This window comes from Promicromonospora sp. AC04 (assembly GCF_003058225.1).
Lineage (GTDB): Bacteria > Actinomycetota > Actinomycetes > Actinomycetales > Cellulomonadaceae > Promicromonospora.
The window spans coordinates 1,057,998-1,076,879 of the sequence record NZ_QBUG01000001.1 but is presented as its reverse complement, the minus strand read 5'-3'; the positions used below and the strand labels follow the sequence as shown (position 1 = coordinate 1,076,879).

Annotated in this window: 19 protein-coding genes; 14 read left to right on the top strand and 5 right to left on the bottom strand. The window is 71.1% G+C overall.

Annotation, left to right across the window (positions count from 1 at the left end):
* The first annotated feature begins 24 nt into the window (after positions 1-24).
* Positions 25-192 (top strand): DUF3117 domain-containing protein, encoded by a 168-nt coding sequence (locus C8K30_RS04650; protein ID WP_084467633.1) that lies wholly within the window; start codon positions 25-27, stop codon positions 190-192.
* A 62-nt stretch (positions 193-254) separates the two neighbouring features.
* On the opposite strand, the gene C8K30_RS04645 is transcribed toward C8K30_RS04650, so the two are convergent.
* Positions 255-827: an O-methyltransferase gene (locus tag C8K30_RS04645; RefSeq protein WP_108491652.1), complete on the bottom strand. Its 573-nt coding sequence runs from the start codon at positions 825-827 to the stop codon at positions 255-257.
* Positions 828-1,003: 176 nt separating this feature from the next.
* On the opposite strand from C8K30_RS04645, the gene sigE reads away from it, so the two are divergent.
* Genes sigE through C8K30_RS04610 form a run of 7 tightly spaced genes read left to right on the top strand, consistent with a single transcriptional unit; the run spans position 1,004 to position 6,988 of the window.
* Positions 1,004-1,606: an RNA polymerase sigma factor SigE gene (sigE, locus tag C8K30_RS04640; protein ID WP_108491651.1), complete on the top strand. Its 603-nt coding sequence runs from the start codon at positions 1,004-1,006 to the stop codon at positions 1,604-1,606.
* Positions 1,603-2,541 carry a zf-HC2 domain-containing protein gene (locus C8K30_RS04635; RefSeq protein WP_108491650.1) on the top strand — a complete coding sequence of 313 codons (939 nt, stop codon included), beginning with the start codon at positions 1,603-1,605 and terminating at the stop codon, positions 2,539-2,541. The genes sigE and C8K30_RS04635 overlap by 4 nt, the downstream gene beginning before the upstream one ends.
* The gene (locus C8K30_RS04630) at positions 2,538-4,001 is read left to right on the top strand and encodes a S1C family serine protease (protein WP_108491649.1); all 1,464 of its coding nucleotides are present in this window, start codon (positions 2,538-2,540) and stop codon (positions 3,999-4,001) included. Before C8K30_RS04635 ends, C8K30_RS04630 begins: the two co-directional genes overlap by 4 nt.
* A 55-nt stretch (positions 4,002-4,056) precedes the next feature.
* Positions 4,057-4,434 (top strand): twin-arginine translocase TatA/TatE family subunit, encoded by a 378-nt coding sequence (locus C8K30_RS04625; RefSeq protein ID WP_108491648.1) that lies wholly within the window; start codon positions 4,057-4,059, stop codon positions 4,432-4,434.
* 40 nt (positions 4,435-4,474) lie between these two features.
* Positions 4,475-5,548 (top strand): tryptophan--tRNA ligase, encoded by a 1,074-nt coding sequence (trpS, locus tag C8K30_RS04620; protein ID WP_108491647.1) that lies wholly within the window; start codon positions 4,475-4,477, stop codon positions 5,546-5,548.
* Positions 5,545-6,084: a 2'-5' RNA ligase family protein gene (locus C8K30_RS04615; protein ID WP_108491646.1), complete on the top strand. Its 540-nt coding sequence runs from the start codon at positions 5,545-5,547 to the stop codon at positions 6,082-6,084. Before trpS ends, C8K30_RS04615 begins: the two co-directional genes overlap by 4 nt.
* Before the next feature lie 10 nt (positions 6,085-6,094).
* Positions 6,095-6,988, top strand: coding sequence for a YihY/virulence factor BrkB family protein (locus C8K30_RS04610; RefSeq protein WP_108491645.1), 894 nt, complete (start codon positions 6,095-6,097; stop codon positions 6,986-6,988).
* 36 nt (positions 6,989-7,024) lie between these two features.
* On the opposite strand, the gene C8K30_RS04605 is transcribed toward C8K30_RS04610, so the two are convergent.
* Genes C8K30_RS04605 through sdhC form a run of 4 tightly spaced genes read right to left on the bottom strand, consistent with a single transcriptional unit; the run spans position 7,025 to position 10,526 of the window.
* The gene (locus C8K30_RS04605; RefSeq protein WP_108491644.1) at positions 7,025-7,786 is read right to left on the bottom strand and encodes a succinate dehydrogenase iron-sulfur subunit; all 762 of its coding nucleotides are present in this window, start codon (positions 7,784-7,786) and stop codon (positions 7,025-7,027) included.
* Positions 7,786-9,618 (bottom strand): succinate dehydrogenase flavoprotein subunit, encoded by a 1,833-nt coding sequence (sdhA, locus tag C8K30_RS04600; protein WP_108491643.1) that lies wholly within the window; start codon positions 9,616-9,618, stop codon positions 7,786-7,788. The genes C8K30_RS04605 and sdhA overlap by 1 nt, the downstream gene beginning before the upstream one ends.
* Positions 9,619-9,678: 60 nt before the next feature.
* Entirely contained in the window at positions 9,679-10,143 is a 465-nt protein-coding gene (locus C8K30_RS04595) for a succinate dehydrogenase hydrophobic membrane anchor subunit (RefSeq protein WP_108491642.1), read from the bottom strand.
* Positions 10,143-10,526 (bottom strand): succinate dehydrogenase, cytochrome b556 subunit, encoded by a 384-nt coding sequence (gene sdhC / locus C8K30_RS04590; protein WP_108491641.1) that lies wholly within the window; start codon positions 10,524-10,526, stop codon positions 10,143-10,145. Before sdhC ends, C8K30_RS04595 begins: the two co-directional genes overlap by 1 nt.
* A 257-nt stretch (positions 10,527-10,783) precedes the next feature.
* On the opposite strand from sdhC, the gene C8K30_RS04585 reads away from it, so the two are divergent.
* The 6 genes from C8K30_RS04585 to C8K30_RS04560 all read left to right on the top strand — a co-directional run bounded on the left by C8K30_RS04585 (position 10,784) and on the right by C8K30_RS04560 (position 18,881).
* Positions 10,784-11,917 carry a mannose-1-phosphate guanylyltransferase gene (locus C8K30_RS04585; RefSeq protein WP_108491640.1) on the top strand — a complete coding sequence of 378 codons (1,134 nt, stop codon included), beginning with the start codon at positions 10,784-10,786 and terminating at the stop codon, positions 11,915-11,917.
* Between the two features lie 211 nt (positions 11,918-12,128).
* Complete coding sequence (locus C8K30_RS04580; RefSeq protein ID WP_108491923.1) at positions 12,129-13,358, top strand: amidohydrolase; 1,230 nt, start codon at positions 12,129-12,131, stop codon at positions 13,356-13,358.
* 155 nt (positions 13,359-13,513) lie between these two features.
* A complete protein-coding gene (locus C8K30_RS04575; protein ID WP_108491639.1) occupies positions 13,514-14,599 on the top strand; it encodes a BMP family protein in 1,086 nt (361 codons plus the stop codon).
* 123 nt (positions 14,600-14,722) lie between these two features.
* Positions 14,723-16,246: an ABC transporter ATP-binding protein gene (locus C8K30_RS04570; protein WP_108491638.1), complete on the top strand. Its 1,524-nt coding sequence runs from the start codon at positions 14,723-14,725 to the stop codon at positions 16,244-16,246.
* Positions 16,243-17,586, top strand: a complete 1,344-nt coding sequence (locus C8K30_RS04565) for an ABC transporter permease (protein ID WP_108491637.1) — start codon at positions 16,243-16,245, stop codon at positions 17,584-17,586. The genes C8K30_RS04570 and C8K30_RS04565 overlap by 4 nt, the downstream gene beginning before the upstream one ends.
* Entirely contained in the window at positions 17,583-18,881 is a 1,299-nt protein-coding gene (locus tag C8K30_RS04560) for an ABC transporter permease (RefSeq protein WP_199230330.1), read from the top strand. The genes C8K30_RS04565 and C8K30_RS04560 overlap by 4 nt, the downstream gene beginning before the upstream one ends.
* Position 18,882: the final 1 nt, after the last annotated feature.

The following is an 18,882-nucleotide window of genomic DNA, read 5'->3' as shown; positions in this document are numbered from 1 at the left end:
GACAACGGAATGGGAGAGCCACACATGGCTGCGATGAAGCCGCGAACGGGTGACGGACCGCTCGAGGTCACCAAGGAGGGGCGCGGCATCGTCATGCGTGTGCCGCTCGAGGGCGGCGGTCGGCTCGTCGTCGAGCTCAACGCGACCGAGGCCAGCGAGCTCGGCGACGCTCTCCAGACCGTCGTCGGCTGAGCCAGAGGCAGATCAAAAGCTTTGCGGCGGCCGTCCGTCGCGGGAACCGGCCTCTCGGCGGGTCAGCGACGGACGGCCAGCAGCAGCCCGTCCCCGCTCGGCAGCATGGCAGGCAGCACCCGCTCGTCGTTCCGCAGCGTCCGGCCCACCTCGCGCACGACAGTGGTGAGCTCGTCCCGGCGGGCGGGGTCCGCCACCCGGTCCCGCAGCAGCGCCCCGTCGACGGCGAGCACGCCGCCGGGTCGCAGCAGCCGCAGGGCCTCGTTCACGTACTCGGGGTACCCGAGCGGGTCACTCGCCACGAGCACCAGGTCGTAGGCGCCGTCCGCCAGGCGGGGCAGCACGTCACCGGGCCGTCCGGGAATGATCCGGGTGCGCTGCGGGGCGACGCCGTCCTCCGCGAACGCCGTCCGCGCGGCCCGCTGGTGCTCCACCTCCCGGTCGATGGTGGTGAGCTGGCCCTCGTACGGCATACCCCGCAACAGCCAGAGCGCCGCGACACCGGCACCCGTTCCCACCTCCACCACCGCATGCGCGTTCGTCGCGGCGGCCAGCACCCGGAGCACCGCACCGACGCCGGGCAGCACGGCCGGGCAGCCCAGCTCCGAGGCGCGTTCCCGGGCACGCAGCAGCACCTCGTCCTCGGGGACGAAGGCCTCGCTGTAGACCCAGGCCGCGACCTTGCCGTGGCCGGACGGCTCCGCTGTACTGATGGGTTCCTCCGCTGGACCTGTTCAGATGTGTGCATCACGTGCGGCGTCAGGGTACAGGCAGTGGGAACGCCTGGGCTTCCACGTGCGTTGAGAGGACGATGACTTCTGTGAGCACTCGCGCAGCAGACGCAAGCGCGTCGGTACCTTCCGGGGCCGGCGCCGTCGACATGCCCTGGCAGCCGCCGACCTGGGAAGAGATCGTGCGCGAGCATTCGGCACGTGTCTACCGGCTCTCCTACCGTCTGACCGGCAACAAGCAGGACGCCGAGGACCTGACGCAGGAGACCTTCATCCGGGTGTTCCGCTCGCTGTCCAGCTACACGCCGGGCACGTTCGAGGGCTGGTTGCACCGCATCACCACCAACCTGTTCCTCGACCAGGCGCGCCGCAAGAAGCGCATCCGCATGGAGGCGATGGGCGACGACGACGGCCACGTCGCCGACACCGGCGACTTCGGCCGCCCGGAGCGCGGCTACGAGCACGCGAACCTGGACCAGGACGTGCAGAAGGCGCTCGACGCACTGCGTCCCGAGTACCGCGCCGCCGTCGTGCTGTGCGACATCGAGGGCCTGAGCTACGAGGAGATCGCCGTGACGCTCGGCGTCAAGCTCGGCACGGTGCGCTCCCGCATCCACCGGGCCCGCGCCCAGCTGCGCGACGCGCTGGAGCACCTGGCGCCGACGCGCGGGGGTGCGCGATGAGCGGGCATCTCGGCGACCTGATCAGCGCGCTGGCCGACGGGCAGCTCTCGCCCGCGGAGACCGAGCGGGCGCTCTCCCACGTGACGATGTGCCGCCTGTGCGCCCGCGAGCTGGACACCGCCCGCGCGGCCCGCCGCGCGCTTTCCTCCGCCGCCGACGTGGTGCCCGACCCGGCCCTCACCGCGCGCCTGATGGCGCTCCAGGCGAGCATCCCGCCCACCTCCGATGACCCGCTGCGCCGCCCGTTCCTCGGGCCGGACCCGCTGGCCGCCCCGGTGTGGCCGACGGGGTTCGACGACTTCGACGGCCGGCTCGACCGCCCGGCGCGCCGTCGGAGGGCCGCCCGGATCGCCGCGCTCGGTGTTGGTGGCGCCGGCGTGCTGGGCCTCGCCCTCTTCACGCTCGGCGACGTCCCGGTGGTGTCCCCGCAGCTCTCCGCGCAGACCAGCATGACCATGCTCGGCCGCACCGGCCCGGACACCGCAGCGGCCGGCCAGGACGTGCTCGCCACGCTCGACGTCGCCCCCGGCCAGCGCACGTCCGCCGCGCTCGACTGGGCCGCGGACAACGGCTGGGCGGCGCCCGCCGGCCTGCCCGACGGGTACACGATCTCGGCCATGCGCCTGGTGGGCGACCAGGGCCAGACGCTGGAGATCGACCTGACCGGCCCCTCGGGCCACGCGGTGGTCCGCGAACGCCCGGGACAGCTCGCCGAGAGCGGCACCGCCGTGGGTGACGTCCAGGTGCTCGCCACCGAGCCCGCCCACGTGGCGTGGCAGTCGGACGACATGGTGGTCGACGTCGTCGCGGACGCGCCGGAGGAGGTGCTGACCGAGCTCGTGGCATCGTTCGGTGAGCATGGCTACGATGCCGGGGTCCTGCCCCGCATCGCCCGCGGGTGGCACACCGTGACAGGAGCCATCGAAAGCCCATGACCGACGAGAACCCGTTCGCGCCCCCCACACCGCGCGCAGCAGTGCCCCCCGCGAACGATCCGGCGACCCCGGCCGCGGCTCCCACGCCCGAGCCCGGCCCCGCCGGAGCGCCGGAGCAGGGGTCCGCGAACGGCGCGGCCGCCGAGCAGCCGACCGAGCAGCTTCCCGCGCAGCCGGCCGAGCAGCAGACCGCGCAGCTTCCGACGTCGGGCTTCCTGACCACGGTGCCCGCGCCGGCCACCGCCGGGCCGGAGGTGCCGGGTACGCCTGCGGAGCACCCGCACACAGCCACAACGCACGCAGCGACATCGCACGCGACGCCGCCCCACGGGACGGCCCAGGCCCCCCGGTCGCGCCGGGGCAAGCTCGGCGCAGGCGCAGTGTCCGCCGTCGTGCTGCTGGGGCTGCTCGCGGGTGCGGGCGGCGGTGTGGGCGCCTACGCGCTGCTGGACGCGCGCGAGACGGCGCGCCCGGCGGACGCCGCGCTGCCCGAGCCCGCGGCGGGCGCCACCCAGGTGCAGCGCCCCGAGGGTTCGGTGGCGGCGATCGCCGCTGCCGCGCTGCCGAGCGTGGTCTCGATCGAGGTGCGGGCCGAGCAGGGTGTGGCAACCGGGTCCGGCATGATCCTCAAGGCCGAGGGCTACATCCTCACGAACAACCACGTGGTCGCCGAGGCGGCGTCGGGGGCTGACGTGACCGTCACCTTCTCCGACGGGCACGAGCAGCCCGCCGAGCTGGTGGGCGCGACGCCGGACTACGACCTCGCCGTCATCCGGGTCGAGGAGACGGGTCTGGAGCCGCTCGTGCTGGGCGACTCCGACGACGTGGTGGTGGGCGACTCCGTGCTCGCCGTCGGCTCGCCGCTCGGCCTGGAGGCCACGGTCACCACGGGGATCGTCAGTGCGCTGCACCGTCCCGTGAAGGCGGGGGAGGCGGCGGAGGCGGCGTTCATCGACGCCATCCAGACGGACGCCGCCATCAACCCCGGCAACTCCGGCGGCCCGCTCGTGAACTCGGCGGGCGAGGTGATCGGCATCAACTCGGCCATCGCGCAGGGCCCCGGCACCACGACGGCCACGGGCAACATCGGCCTCGGCTTCGCCATCCCGTCCAACCAGGCGCGGCACACCGCCGAGCAGCTCATCGAGACCGGTACGGCCACGTTCCCGATCATCGGCGTGCTGCTGGACCCCTCCTACCAGGGCGAGGGCGTCCAGGTGTCCGAGGAGGCGCAGCAGGGCACGCCCGCGGTCACGCCGGACGGTCCCGCCGACCAGGCGGGCGTGGAGCCCGGTGACGTGATCCTCTCGATCGACGGCCGCCCCGTGTCGGTGGCCGACGAGCTCATCGTCGCGATCCGCGCCAAGGCACCCGGTGACCCGGTGACGCTGCAGGTGCGCTCCGGGGACGAGGAGCGCGAGGTCCGTGTGGTGCTCGAAGAGCGGTCCAGCGGCCAGTGATCCGGGTTCATCTGGCGTTCTCCGGCGGGTCCCGCGACGCGAGTAGGCTCTGAGCGTGTTCGGCATCAATGGCTGGGAGCTCGTGATCATTCTGGTGGTCGCCATGCTCGTCATCGGCCCGGAGCGGCTACCTGTCTACGCGGAGCAGCTCGGATCCCTCGTGCGACGCGGCCGCGACCTGCTCCAGAACGCGAAGGCCCGCGTGGACGACGAGCTCGGGCCCGAGTTCAGCGACGTCGACTGGTCCAAGCTCGACCCGCGCCAGTACGACCCGCGCAAGATCGTGCGGGATGCCCTGCTGGACGACAGCCCGCCCTCGGCGTACTCGCGGTCGGCCGCCGCGCAGGCGGCGGAGCGGAACGGCGCGCCCGCGACCCCGGCGAATGCGGTCGCGGAACCAGGGAAGGCGCCCTACGACGACGAGGCGACCTGACGATTCGGTGAGCGCGCATGGACCTGCCAGAATGTTGGCCATGTCGTCCGAAACCTCGACCGCGCCGGGCACCGCAACCTCCGCCCAGCGCCCCACCCGGAAGCGCATCTTCTCCGGGATGCAGCCCACCGACGGCTCGCTCCACCTGGGCAACTACATCGGTGCCCTGTCCCAGTGGATCGCGCTGCAGGACTCCTACGACGCGCTCTACTGCGTCGTCGACCTGCACGCGCTCACGGTGAACCCCGACCCGGCCCTGCTGCGCGAGCGCACCCGCAGCACCGCCGCGCAGTACCTGGCGGGGGGCATCGACCCCGAGCGGTCGACCCTGTTCGTGCAGTCCCACGTGGCCGCGCACGCGGAGCTGGCGTGGCTGCTGGCCTGCCAGACCGGGTTCGGCGAGGCCGGGCGCATGACGCAGTTCAAGGACAAGTCCGCGAAGCAGGGCAGCGAGGGCACCACGGTCGGGCTCTTCACCTACCCCGTCCTGATGGCGGCCGACATCATGCTGTACGACGCCGGCCTGGTCCCCGTCGGGGAGGACCAGCGCCAGCACCTGGAGCTCACGCGGGACCTCGCGGAGCGCCTGAACACGCGCTTCGGCGCGGGCACCGCCGTCGTGCCGGACGCGCACATCGTCAAGGCCGTGGCGAAGATCCAGGACCTGCAGGACCCCAGCTCCAAGATGAGCAAGTCCAGCTCTGGCGGCAAGGGCGTCGTCTGGCTGCTGGAGGACCCGAAGAAGGCGGTCAAGGCCATCAAGTCGGCAGTTACCGACGCCGACGAGGCGTACGGCGTGCGGTTCGACCCGGCCGAGAAGCCGGGCATCTCGAACCTCCTGACGATCTTCTCGGCGGTGACCGACCGTGACATCGACTCGATCGCCAAGGAGTACGACGGCCGCGGCTACGGCTACCTCAAGGTGGACCTGGCCGACGCCGTCGTCGCCTTCCTCGAGCCCTTCCAGGCCCGGGCCAACACCTACCTCGCGGACCCCGCGGAGCTGGACCGGGTACTGGCCGACGGCGCCGACCGGGCCCGCGCGATCGCCCACCCGGTGCTGGACCGGATGTACGACCGGTTCGGGCTGCTCCCCGTCCGAGGCATGCGGTGAACCTCCCCGAGCGCGGACCCGGTCAGGTCCGTATCGGGATCGCGATCGAGATCCCGTCGCCCTTCGCCGCGCAGCTGAGCGCGGCGCGGGTGGCTGCCGACGACCCGCTCGCGGACTTCATCCCCCCGCACATCACGCTGCTGGGGCCCACGCTGCTCGACGCCGGGCGGCTCGACGAGGCGCGGGCCCACCTGGCGGCCGTGGCCGCCGCGGCGCCGCCCTTCACGGTGCGGCTGCGCGGTACCGCCACGTTCCGGCCGGTGTCGCCGGTGGTGTTCGTGGCCCTGGCGCAGGGCATCTCCGAGTGCGAGCAGCTCGAGTCGAGCGTGCGCACGGGGATCCTCGACGGGGAGCTGCGGTTCAACTACCACCCGCACGTGACCATCGCGCACGAGGTGCCCGACGCGGACCTGGACAAGGCCTTCGAGGCGATGGCCGACTATTCGGCGGACTTCGACGTCGACCGCTTCTACCAGTACGAGCACGGCGACGACGGCATCTGGCGCCCGCAGGCAGCGTTCCCCCTCGGCGTCTAGTCTCGTCGTGATGAGGCGGCTGATCGAGTGGGGGCAGGCGCTCCGGGCGCGCTGGGAGGCGACCCGCCCCGGGCGGGCACTGACACGGTTCAACACGGCGAACGGCGCCGTTCTCAGCGGGGGTATGGCCTACGCCGCCCTGTTCTCCCTGTTCGCGGCCCTCGCGATCGGCTACACCGTGTTCGTGCGTATCCTCGGCGGCGACGCCGACCTGCGGGTCGCGGTGCTGGACCAGATCGACACGTGGATCCCGGGGCTGGTCGACACCGGCAGCGGCGGGGTGCTGTCGCCGACAGACCTCGTGATCTCCACCGGCCTGAGCTGGACCTCGGCCGTGGCGGCGCTGGTGCTGCTGTGGTCTGCCACGAACTTCATGGGCGCCCTGCGCACGTCGGTGCGGGCGATGTTCGGGGAGACCGACGGCCACGGCAACCCGGTGACCGACCGCCTGTGGCAGATCTTCGGGTTCGTGCTGCTCGGCGTCGCCGTGCTCGTCACGGCGGCGGCCAGCGTGGCGGTCTCGGTGGCGGTGCCCTGGACGCTGGAGAGCCTCGGCCTGGACGGGGGCGCGGTGTCCGTCGCGGTACGCGTCGGCGGAGCCCTGGTGACCCTGGCGCTGGACGCGATCGTCGTGGCCGCCGTGGTCCGCTACGTGGGCGGCGTGCGGCCCGCCTGGCGGGACCTGCTGCTCGGCTCGCTCGCGGTCGGCGTCGTCGCCGGCGCGCTGCGCTACCTCGGTACCGAGGTGATCTCGAACGCTGCCGCCCGCAACGCCCTCCTGGCGTCGTTCGCGGTGGTGGTGACCATCCTGGTGCTGGTCAACCTGCTGGCCAGGGTGCTGCTCATGGCGTGCGCATGGGTGGCCGACCCGCCGGCCGCGGACGAGCAGAACGGGGCGGCATAGGACCTCGTCCCGTGCCGCCCCGCTCTCCCCGAAGGATCAGAACGCGCGGGTGATCATCGCGCGCTTGACCTCCTGGATGGCCTTCGTGACCTCGATGCCGCGGGGGCACGCCTCGGTGCAGTTGAAGGTCGTGCGGCAGCGCCACACGCCCTCCTTGTCGTTGAGGATCTCCAGGCGCTGTGAGCCACCCTCGTCCCGGCTGTCGAAGATGAAGCGGTGCGCGTTCACGATCGCGGCCGGGCCGAAGTACTGGCCGTCCGTCCAGAACACCGGGCAGGACGACGTGCACGCGGCGCACAGGATGCACTTGGTGGTGTCGTCGAACTTCGCGCGGTCCTCGGGGGACTGGTAGCGCTCCTTGGAGGGCTCGTTCCCGGAGGTGATGAGGAACGGCATGATCTCGCGGTAGGAGGCGAAGAACGGCTCCATGTCGACCACGAGGTCCTTCACGACCGGCAGGCCCTTGATGGGCTCGACAGTGATCGGCTTCTCCGGGTTGACGTCCTTCAGGAGCGTCTTGCAGGCCAGGCGGTTGCGGCCGTTGATCCGCATCGCGTCCGACCCGCAGACTCCGTGAGCACAGGACCGGCGGAACGTGAGCGAGCCGTCCTCGTCCCACTTGATCTTGTGCAGGGCGTCGAGGATGCGGTCGGTGCCGTGCGCCTCGACGGTGAAGTCCTGCCAGGTGGCCTCTTCGGACACCTCGGGGTTGAACCGCCGGATCCGCAGCGTGACCGTGAACGAGGGGATCTCGCCCGCGGCGGGGGTCGGGGCGGCGGCTTCGAGTGTGGCAGTCATCAGTACTTACGCTCCATCGGCTCGTACCGGGTCTGGATGACGGGCTTGGAGCCCAGGACGACCTTGTAGCCGTCGAACTCCTCGACGTGGTCGAAGTAGCCCTCGACGTGGCCCTCGGCCTCGTCCGACGCCGCCGTGGGGCGACGGTAGGCCATGGTGTGCAGCATGTAGTGGGCGTCGTCGCGGTTCGGGTAGTCCTCGCGGTAGTGACCGCCGCGCGACTCCTTGCGGTTGATCGCCGCGACCACGGTGACCTCGGCGATGTCGAGCAGGAAGCCCAGCTCGATCGCCTCCAGCAGGTCGGTGTTGAAGAGCTTGCCCTTGTCCTGGACGGACGCGTTGCGGTAGCGCTTCTGCAGCTCGCGGATGTCGGCCAGGGCCGCGTTCAGCGAGTCGCCCGTGCGGAACACCTGGGCGTTGAGGTCCATCGTGTCCTGCAGCGCCTTGCGGATGTCCGCCACGCGCTCACCGTCGGGCCGGTTGCGCATCTCGTCGAGCTGCGCGACCACGCGGACGGTCGGGTCCTCCGGCAGGTCGTGGAACGACGCCGTCTTGGAGTACTCGGCGGCCGCACGGCCGGAGCGCTTGCCGAACACGTTGATGTCGAGCAGCGAGTTGGTGCCGAGCCGGTTGGAGCCGTGCACGGACACGCAGGCGACCTCACCGGCGGCGTAGAGGCCCTTGACGACGTTGACGCCGTCGCGGAGCACCTCGCCCTGGATGTTGGTCGGCACGCCGCCCATGGCGTAGTGCGCCGTGGGGTACACCGGGACGGGCTCGGTGTAGGGCTCGATGCCGAGGTAGGTGCGCGCGAACTCGGTGATGTCCGGGAGCTTGGCGTCGATGTGCGCCGGCTCCAGGTGCGTCAGGTCGAGCAGCACGTAGTCCTTGTTCGGGCCGGCGCCCCGGCCCTCGCGGACCTCGTTCGCCATGGACCGGGCCACGATGTCGCGCGGCGCGAGGTCCTTGATGGTGGGGGCGTAGCGCTCCATGAAGCGCTCGCCCTCGGAGTTGCGCAGGATGCCGCCCTCGCCGCGGGCCGCCTCCGACAGGAGGATGCCCAGGCCGGCCAGGCCTGTCGGGTGGAACTGGAAGAACTCCATGTCCTCCAGCGGCAGGCCGCGGCGGTACGCCAGCGCCATGCCGTCACCGGTCAGGGTGTGCGCGTTCGAGGTGGTCTTGAAGATCTTCCCGGCGCCGCCCGTGGCGAAGATGATCGCCTTGGCCTGGAACACGTGGATCTCGCCGGTGGCCAGGTCGTACGCGACGACGCCGGTGGCGTTGACCTCCTCGCCGTCCGCGATCTCCTCGGTGGTGAGGTCGTGGTCGGTGATGAGGTCCAGCACGTAGAACTCGTTGAAGAACTCGACGTCCTGCTTGACGCAGTTCTGGTAGAGCGTCTGGAGGATCATGTGGCCGGTGCGGTCGGCTGCGTAGCACGCGCGGCGCACGGCGGACTGGCCGTGGTCACGGGTGTGCCCGCCGAACCGGCGCTGGTCGATCTTGCCCTCGGGGGTGCGGTTGAACGGGAGGCCCATCCGCTCCAGGTCGAGGACCGACTCGATGGCTTCCTTCGCGAGGATCTCGGCCGCGTCCTGGTCGACGAGGTAGTCGCCGCCCTTGACTGTGTCGAACGTGTGCCATTCCCAGTTGTCGTCCTCGACGTTGGCGAGGGCCGCGGCCATGCCGCCCTGGGCGGCACCCGTGTGGGAGCGGGTGGGGTACAGCTTGGAGATCACCGCGGTGCGGGCCTCCTTCGACGACTCGAGGGCGGCGCGCATACCTGCGCCGCCGGCGCCGACGATGACGACGTCGTACTGATGGGTCTGCATCGGGCTCGATGCCTCCTGCTGAAGAGTTTCGGAGTGTGGGGCTGGGGGACGTGCCGGAAGCTAGGCCGTGCAGAAGGAGGCCAGCAGCTCCGCGGGAGCGTCCGGCGGGCACGGGTCGAACGTGAAGATCACCAGGGTGCCGAGCACGACCACCACGGCGAACGCCAGGAGCAGCAGGCCCTTGAGGATGCCGCGCGTCAGGTCCCTGGTGGCGTAGTCGTTGATGATGGTGCGCACGCCGTTGGTGCCGTGGATCATGGCGAGCCACAGCATGAGGAGGTCCCAGACCTGCCACAGCGGGTTCGCCCACTTGCCGCCCACGAAGCCGAAGTCGATGGCGTGCACGCCATCGCCGACCATCAGGTTCACGAACAGGTGGCCGAAGATGAGGACGATCAGCACGACGCCGGACGCCCGCATGAAGACCCAGGAGTACAGCTCGTAGTTGCCGCGCGTCGTCTTGCGACGCACGTACGGGGAGCGCGGGGAGTCGAGCTTCGCCACCGCTGCGGTTCCGTGCGCCATCAGTGGCCACCTCCGAAGACGTTCATGAGGTGACGCGGCAGGAAGCCGGCCATCGTCACGACGAAGAGACCGACGACGACCCACAGCATGACCTTCTGGTACTTCGGGCCCTTGGCCCAGAAGTCCACCAGCAGGATGCGGATGCCGTTGAAGGCGTGGAAGACGATCGCGGCCACGAGCCCGGCCTCGCCTAGCCCCATGATCGGGGTCTGGTACGTGCCGATCGCGGCGTTGTACGCCTCGGGGGACACGCGCACCAGCGCTGTGTCGAGCACGTGCACGAGCAAGAAGAAGAAGATCAGCACGCCGGTCACGCGGTGCGCGACCCACGACCACATGCCTTCACGGCCGCGGTACAACGTGCCTGCTGGTGCGGTGGGCACTTCGGGAGCCTCCTATGGCTGTCCGGCTGGGGGTGGCTGGTCCCCACTGTAATGACAACTGGTCGCCTCGATCGCCGCCCGGCGGCCCTCACGGGCATCAAGACACGGCCTTTGTGACTGATCCCACAGGGGAGATGTCGCGCCTTCGGGCACCCGTCAGGTTGCTCGCGCGTTGCCGCCCAACCCTGCTCCTGAACCGGGGTGAGTTCGGCGAGTTATCGCTGCGGGAACGCCGTCCGGCTGCCATCCTGCGGGGCATGACTTCGGCCGCCGCCCTATCGTCCCCGATCGACGACTTCTTCGCAGTGGTACCCGCCGGTGGATCCGGCACCCGGCTCTGGCCGCTCTCGCGGGGCGGGTCACCCAAGTTCCTGCACGACCTCGTGGGCTCCGGCATGACGCTGCTCCAGGCCACCGAGCACCGGCTGCGTCCGCTGACGGGGCCGGACGGCGTCGTGCTGGTCACCGGTGAGCAGCATGTAGCGGCCTGCCGCGCGCAGCTGCCCGGCCTGTCGGACGACGCCGTGCTCGCCGAGCCGTCCCCCCGCGAGTCCATGGCGGCGATCGGCCTGGCCGCCGCCGTCCTGGAGAAGCGGCACGGTGACGTGGTGATCGGCTCGTTCGCGGCGGACCACGTGATCCACGGGACCCGCGCGTTCCAGCTGGCGGTCCGCGAGGCCGTGGCCGCGGCGCGCGCCGGCTACGTGACGACCGTCGGGATCGCCGCCTCGCGGCCGTCGACCGCCTTCGGGTACGTGCGCTCGGGGGAGCCGCTCGGGGTCGAGGACGCGCCGCGCGCGCTGCACGTGCGCGGGTTCACGGAGAAGCCCGACGCCGCCACCGCGCGGCGGTACCTCGCCTCGGGCGAGTACCGGTGGAACGCGGGCATGTTCGTCTCACGCACGTCGGTGCTGCTGGGGCACCTGGCCGAGCAGCGCCCCGCGCTGCACGACGGCCTGCGGACCGTCGCCGAGGCGTGGGACACCCCGCGCCGCGCGGGGGTGCTCGCGGAGGTGTGGCCGGGCCTGGAGAAGATAGCGATCGACCACGCGGTGGCCGAGCCCGTCGCCGCGGCCGGCGGCGTCGCCGTCGTGCCGGGGACGTTCGGGTGGGACGACGTCGGGGACTACAACTCGCTCGCCGTCCTCCTGCCGTCCGACGACGAGCAGGGCGCCAAGGTGCTCGGCGATCCCGCCGACGTGCTCCGCATCGACAGTGCGGGCTCGGTGGTGGTCCCGGCGTCGGGCCGGCTGGTGACGGTGCTGGGGCTGGACGACGTCGTCGTCGTCGACACGCCCGATGCGCTGCTGGTGACCACGCGCGCCCGCGCGCAGCAGGTGAAGGACGTGGTGGCGGCCGTGCGCGAGCGTGGCCGCGAGGACCTGCTCTGACGTTTTAGACGTACCGGTCGCCCTCGGTGACCGGTACGTCTGACCCGTCCGGACGGGCCGACGGCGGGGCCATCTCACAGGTGTCCGTATGGTGGGACGGATCCTTGGCAACCGTGTCTCGCGGGCCGGACAGCGCTACCGTGGTCACGTGAACCCGACCCCACAGCGCGTCAGTCTCGACGAATTCGATCAGATCGTTTCGAACGATCAGATGCCGGTCGGGGACGTGCCCGGGGGGAACGCGACGGACGTCGTCGCGGCCCTGGCCGCCCGCGTGGGCGAGCTGGCCGACGGCCTGAGCTCCGAGCTGATCAGGTTCCGCCGCGACGTGCACAGCCACCCGGAGCTGTCCCGCAAGGAGACGCGCACCACCGCGGTCCTGGCGGAGCGCCTGCGGGCCGCCGGGCTGGAGCCGCGGCTGCTGCCGATCGGCTCGGGCCTGGTCTGCGACATCGGCCCCGACCACGGGCCGGACGGCGAGGGCCGGGTCGGCCTGCGCGCCGACCTCGACGCCCTCCCGCTGCACGAGACCAGCGGCGTGGACTTCGCCTCGACCCGGCCGGGCGTGGCCCATGCCTGCGGGCACGACGTGCACACCACGGTGGTGCTCGGGGCGGGCCTCGTGCTCGCCCGCCTGCAGGAGGAGGGCCGGCTCACCCGCGGCGTCCGCCTCTTCTTCCAGCCCGCCGAGGAGGTCTTCCCCGGCGGTGCCGAGGACATCATCAACAAGACCTCCGAGCTCGACGGCGTCGACCGCATGGCGGCGCTGCACTGCGACCCGAAGCTCGACGTCGGGCACATCGGCACCCGCATCGGGCCCATCACCTCGGCGAGCGACTCGGTGATGGTGAACATCTCGTCGCCCGGCGGCCACACCTCCCGCCCGCACCTCACGGGCGACGTCGTGTTCGCGCTCGGCCAGGTCATCACGCAGACGCCCGCCGTGCTCGGCCGGCGGCTCGACCCGCGCTCCGGCGTGAACCTGACGTGGGGAGCGGTCCAGGCCGGCTCGACGCCGAACGCGATCCCGTCGGCCGGTGTCGTCAAGGGCACGCTGCGCTGCCTCGACGTGCGGGCCTGGGAGCGGGCCGGCGAGCTGGTGCGCGAGGCGGTGGAGCAGGTGGTGGCTCCCTACCAGGTGGAGGTCTCGGTGACGGTGACGCAGGGCGTGCCGCCGGTCGAGAACGAGGCCGAGGCCACCAGTGACCTCGAGGCGGCGATCCGGGACGCCGTCGGCCCCGACGCCGTGCAGCTCACCGAGCAGTCGATGGGCGGCGAGGACTTCGCCTGGTTCCTCCGCAAGGTGCCGGGAACGATGGCGCGCCTCGGCGTGCGCACGCCTGGCGGCCGCACCTACGACCTGCACCAGGGCGACCTCGTCGTGGACGAGCGCGCGATCGGCATCGGCGTGCGCACCCTGGCCCAGTTCGCGGCCGGCTGAGGCGAGAACTGTTGTTGTCGATGACGCTTCGGTAACGACTTACTCCGGTTACCGTCTCGAAACGCGAAATGCGAGATGCGCTGACTACTCTCGGTGCGATATAGGGCCTCAGATCTGTTTGGACATGGCCCGCCTGGACCATCGAAGGAGCACCAGTGAAGAAGGCTGTCTGGCTCACCGCCCTTGCGGGAGCAACGGCGCTCGCGCTTTCGGCGTGCGGCGCCGCACCTGAGGAGAGCACTGGTGGCGAGACGACCGCCGCCGCCAGTGACTTCAAGCCCTGCATCGTCTCGGACGCCGGCGGGTTCGACGACAAGAGCTTCAACCAGCTCAGCTTCGAGGGCGCGACGGCGGCCGCCGACGAGCTCGGCACCACGCTGGTCGACGTGCAGTCGGCGTCGGAGACCGACTACAAGGGCAACATCGAGTCGCTCGTGGCCGAGGACTGCAACGCGATCGTCACCGTCGGCTTCGCGCTGTCGGCCGCCACCGTCGAGTCGGCCACTGCCAACCCCGACATCGACTACATCATCATCGACGACGCCGCGGACGCCGACTTCGACGGCAAGGCCGACGCCGACAACATCAAGCCGCTGCTGTACGACACGGCGCAGGCCGCGTTCCTCGCGGGCTACCTCGCCGCGGGCTACTCGGAGGCCGGCAAGGTCGGCACCTTCGGCGGCATGGACTTCCCGACCGTCACGATCTTCATGGACGGCTTCAAGCAGGGCGTCGACTACTACAACGAGACCAACGGCACCGAGGTCGAGCTGGTCGGCTGGGACGGCAAGAAGGGCTCGTTCACCGGCGGCTTCGCGGCCGACCCGGACGCGAAGCAGACCGCGCAGAACATCCTCGACCAGGGCGTCGACGTGATCCTGCCGGTCGGCGGCCCGATCTACCAGTCGGCGATGGACGCCATCGCGGACTCGGGCGAGGACGTCGCACTGATCGGCGTCGACGCCGACTTCTACGAGACGGACCCGACCACGCAGGACATCGTGCTGACCTCGATCCTGAAGGGGATGGACATCTCCACCCAGGAGGCGGTCGTCGCAGCGGGCAACGACGAGTTCGACCCGACGCCGTACGTCGGAACCCTCGAGAACGGTGGTGTGGACATCGCCCCGCTGCACAACTTCGAGGACAAGGTCGACCCGGCCCTCTGGGAAGAGGTCCAGACCCTCAGGGAGTCGATCATCGCGGGCGACGTCGAGGTGAAGTCCTACCTCGCCGAGTGACGGCTCGCGAGGGCTGATCGGTCGACGACCGATACTTGACGCAGGATGGTCCCGGGGGGCACGGCTCGCGCCGTGTGCCCCGGGACCTGTTATGAGCAGGACTCACGTCGGGGAAGGACATCCATGCGGCTCGAGCTGCGCGGCATCACCAAGCGCTTCGGCGCGCTCGTCGCGAACGACCACATCGACCTGGTGGTGCAGCCAGGTGAGATCCACTCGCTCCTGGGCGAGAACGGGGCGGGCAAGTCCACCCTGATGAACGTGCTCTACGGCCTGTACGAGGCGGACGAGGGCGAGATCCTGCTGGACGACGTCGTCCAGAGCTTCTCCGGCCCCGGCGACGCGATGGGTGCGGGCATCGGCATGGTGCACCAGCACTTCATGCTCGTGCCCGTCTTCACCGTGGCCGAGAACGTCATGCTCGGTCACGAGCAGACCCGCGGCGGCGGCCGGCTCGACCTGGAGGCGGCCCGCGCGCAGGTGCGGGAGATCTCGGCGCGGTTCGGGTTCCACGTGGACCCGGACGCCCTCGTCGAGGACCTCCCGGTGGGCGTGCAGCAGCGCGTCGAGATCATCAAGGCGCTCTCCCGCAACGCCGACGTGCTGGTCTTCGACGAGCCGACGGCGGTGCTCACCCCGCAGGAGACCGACGAGCTGATGGCGATCATGCGCCAGCTGCGCGACGAGGGCTCCGCGATCGTCTTCATCACGCACAAGCTGCGCGAGGTGCGCGAGGTGGCGGACCGCATCACGGTCATCCGGCACGGCAAGGTGGTGGGCGAGGCCAGCCCCACGGCGTCGGACGGCGAGCTCGCCTCCCTCATGGTCGGCCGCTCCGTGGAGCTGCGGGTGCACAAGGACGCGCCGACCCTGCGCGACAACGGCCTGAAGGTCTCCGACCTCGTGGTCACCAGCGAGTCTGGCGCCGTCGTGGTGGACGACGTCAGCTTCGAGGTGCGTGGCGGCGAGGTGCTCGTGATCGCGGGCGTGCAGGGAAACGGGCAGACCGAGCTCACCGAGGCGCTCATCGGCCTGGAGGGTGACGTGTCTGGGAGCATCACGCTCGACGGCAAGGAGCTGGTCGGCCGCTCGGTGCGCAGGATCCTCGCCGGCGGTGTCGGCTTCGTGCCGGAGGACCGGACGCTCGACGGCCTGATCGGCGAGTTCACGATCGCCGAGAACCTGATGCTCGACCGCTCCGACGGGCCGCCGTTCGTGAAGGGCGGAGCGCTGCAGCTCGGCTTCCGCGACCGGTTCGCGGACGAGAAGGTCGCCGAGTTCGACGTCCGTACGCAGAGCATCACCACGCCGGTGGGGCGCCTGTCGGGCGGCAACCAGCAGAAGGTGGTGCTCGCGCGCGAGCTGTCGCGCGACCTGCGTCTGTTCGTGGCGGCACAGCCGACGCGCGGCGTGGACGTTGGCTCCATCGAGTTCATCCACAAGCGGATCGTCGCCACACGCGACGCCGGCGTGCCGGTCCTGGTGGTCTCCACCGAGCTGGACGAGGCGGTAGCCCTGGCCGACCGCATCATGGTGATGTATCGCGGCAAGGTGGTGGGCATCGTGCCCGCGGACACCCCGCGCGACGTGCTGGGCCTGATGATGGCGGGGATCTCCCCGGAGGACGCGAAGGGAGAGGTCGCGTGAACGCGCCCGATTCGAGCCCGGGGTCGAACCCCGAGCAGGAGGCCGGCCTCGACCCCGGCACCGCCGAGGAGCTGGAGCAGGAGCGGGCGCGTGTGGCCGGCGAGCCGGCCGGCGCCCACACCGACACGGAGAGCCGCCTGGCCAAGGCCCTGCAGCAGACGATGAGCAGCTCGTGGACCGTGTCCGTGGGTGCCGTCCTGCTCGCCGTCGTGGCGGGCTCGATCATGATCGCCTTCACCGACGAGGACGTGAAGGCGGCCTCCAGCTACTTCTTCGCGCGGCCCGGGGACACCCTCGTCGCGCTGGGCCAGGCGATCGGCGGCGCGTACGCCGCGCTGTTCCGCGGCTCGGTCGTGAACCTGCAGGCGCCGGACTTCGTCACCGCCATCCGGCCCCTCACCGAGACGTTGACCTACGCGACCCCGCTCATCGCGGCGGGCCTCGGCGTGGCGCTCGCGTTCCGGGCCGGCCTGTTCAACATCGGCGGTCAGGGGCAGATGCTCATGGCTGCCGCTGCGGCCGGCTGGGTGGGCTTCGGCGTCAGCGGCGTGCCGTTCCCGCTGCACCTGCTCATGGCGCTGGTGGCGGGCATCGCGGCGGGCGCGCTGTGGGCCGGGATCGCGGGCCTGCTCAAGGCCCGCACCGGGGCGCACGAGGTGATCGTCACGATCATGCTCAACTACGTGGCGTTCTACCTGATCGCCTATCTCCTGGCGACGCCGGGGCTGCTGCAGGCACCCGGGTCCTCCAACCCGAAGACGCCGCCGACGGCGGAGTCCGCGCAGCTGCCGCCTCTCCTGGGCGAGCAGTTCAACCTGACCTGGGGCTTTGTGCTGGCCCTGCTCGCCGTGCTCGGTGTGTGGTGGCTGCTCAACAGGTCGTCCGTCGGCTTCTCGTTCCGCGCGGTGGGGGAGAACCCGCGCGCCGCGCGCGTGGCCGGCATCGACACGGGCCGCGCCACCGTGAGCTCGATGCTCGTGGCCGGCGGGCTCGTCGGCCTGGCCGGTGCGTCCCAGGTGCTCGGCGGGGTCACCACCGGGTTCAGCTCCGACATCGACGCAGGCATCGGGTTCGACGCCATCACCGTCGCCCTGCTCGGCGGGTCCAACCCGTGGGGCGTGCTCGCGGCGGGCATCCTGTTCGGCGCGTTCAAGGCCGGCGGGTCCACCATGCAGGCCGCCGAGGGCATCCCCAGTGACATCGTGCTCGTGGTCCAGTCGCTCATCGTGCTGTTCATCGCGGCGCCGCCGCTGGTCCGGGCGATCTTCCGGCTGCCGGACCCGAACCGCCGTCGGACCCCGAAGAAGGCCAAGGCGACCCGGAAGGAGGCGGCCGCGTGAGCGCCGACCACAAGACCACCCAGCTCGACGCGCCGCTGTCGGAGACGACGCGGACCGTCACGGTCGTGTCGTGGAAGACGGCGGGCGTGCTGCTCACCGTGACCGTGCTGTACGCGCTGCTGCTCATCGCGGTCCCGCACACGGGCGACGTGCGGTTCCTGCTGTCGCAGCGCGGCGACTTCTTCCAGATCCCGGTGATCGTGGTGCCCGCGGCGCCGCTGGCCTGGGCGTGCGGGGCGGTCATGCTCGTGGTGACGGCGCTCGCCTTCGTGCTCACGGCGCGCGGGGCCAAGGCGCCGCTGTGGGCGGTGGTGCTGTTCTCCCTGGCCGGCCTGATCGGCTTCCTGGCCTGGGCCGGGGCCGGCAGCCCGCGTGACCTGTCGATCGTCGGCCTGCTCAGCGGCGCCGTGCTGTGGTCCGTGCCGTTCGTGTACGGCGCGCTGGGCGGCGTGATCGGCGAGCGCGCCGGCGTGGTCAACATCGCCATCGAGGCGCAGCTCCTCGGTGCCGCCTTCACCGCCGCTATCGTCTCCTCGATCACCGACAGCGCCGTGGCAGGCCTGTTCGCCGCGGTCCTGGCGGGCGCGCTCGTGGCGCTGGTGCTCGGCCTGTTCGCCATCACGTACCACGTGAACCAGGTGATCGTGGGTGTGGTGCTGAACGTGCTGGTCATCGGCCTGACGAGCTTCCTGTACTCGCAGGTGCTCGTACCCAGCGCCGAGACGCTGAACTCCACCACGCGGTTCCAGTCCATCCCGATCCCGGTGCTGTCCGACATCCCGGTCCTCGGGCCCGTGCTGTTCGACCAGCCGCTGCTCATCTACCTGATGTTCATCGCGGTGCCCGCGGTCTGGTACGCGCTGAACCGGACCCGCTGGGGCCTGCGGCTGCGGTCCGTGGGCGAGCACCCGAAGGCCGCCGACACGGTCGGCATCGACGTGGTGCGCACCCGGTACAACGCGCTGCTCGTCGCGGGCGCGGTGGCCGGTCTGGGCGGCGCGTTCTACACCACCGTCAACCTGAGCCAGTTCGGCGAGAACATGACCGGCGGCGCGGGCTACATCGCGCTCGCCGCCGTCATCTTCGGCAAGTGGGACCCGGTGCGCGCGGCGTTCGCTGGCCTGCTGTTCGGGTTCGCCTCCAACCTGCAGAACGTGCTGTCGGTGGTGGGCTCGCCCGTGCCGAGCCAGTTCATGCTCATGGTGCCGTACGTTGTCACCCTGCTCGCCGTGGCGGGCCTGGTGGGGCGGTCGCGTCCCCCGGCCGCGTCAGGCGAGCCGTACATCAAGGGTTGAG

Coding starts and splice junctions, on each gene's coding strand:
- C8K30_RS04650 (WP_084467633.1), top strand. CDS start 25: ATGGCTGCGATGAAGCCGCGAACGGGTGACGGACCGCTCGAGGTCACC.
- sigE (WP_108491651.1), top strand. CDS start 1,004: ATGACTTCTGTGAGCACTCGCGCAGCAGACGCAAGCGCGTCGGTACCT.
- C8K30_RS04635 (WP_108491650.1), top strand. CDS start 1,603: ATGAGCGGGCATCTCGGCGACCTGATCAGCGCGCTGGCCGACGGGCAG.
- C8K30_RS04630 (WP_108491649.1), top strand. CDS start 2,538: ATGACCGACGAGAACCCGTTCGCGCCCCCCACACCGCGCGCAGCAGTG.
- trpS (WP_108491647.1), top strand. CDS start 4,475: ATGTCGTCCGAAACCTCGACCGCGCCGGGCACCGCAACCTCCGCCCAG.
- C8K30_RS04610 (WP_108491645.1), top strand. CDS start 6,095: ATGAGGCGGCTGATCGAGTGGGGGCAGGCGCTCCGGGCGCGCTGGGAG.
- C8K30_RS04605 (WP_108491644.1), bottom strand. CDS start 7,786: ATGACTGCCACACTCGAAGCCGCCGCCCCGACCCCCGCCGCGGGCGAG.
- sdhA (WP_108491643.1), bottom strand. CDS start 9,618: ATGCAGACCCATCAGTACGACGTCGTCATCGTCGGCGCCGGCGGCGCA.
- C8K30_RS04595 (WP_108491642.1), bottom strand. CDS start 10,143: ATGGCGCACGGAACCGCAGCGGTGGCGAAGCTCGACTCCCCGCGCTCC.
- C8K30_RS04585 (WP_108491640.1), top strand. CDS start 10,784: ATGACTTCGGCCGCCGCCCTATCGTCCCCGATCGACGACTTCTTCGCA.
- C8K30_RS04580 (WP_108491923.1), top strand. CDS start 12,129: ATGCCGGTCGGGGACGTGCCCGGGGGGAACGCGACGGACGTCGTCGCG.
- C8K30_RS04570 (WP_108491638.1), top strand. CDS start 14,723: ATGCGGCTCGAGCTGCGCGGCATCACCAAGCGCTTCGGCGCGCTCGTC.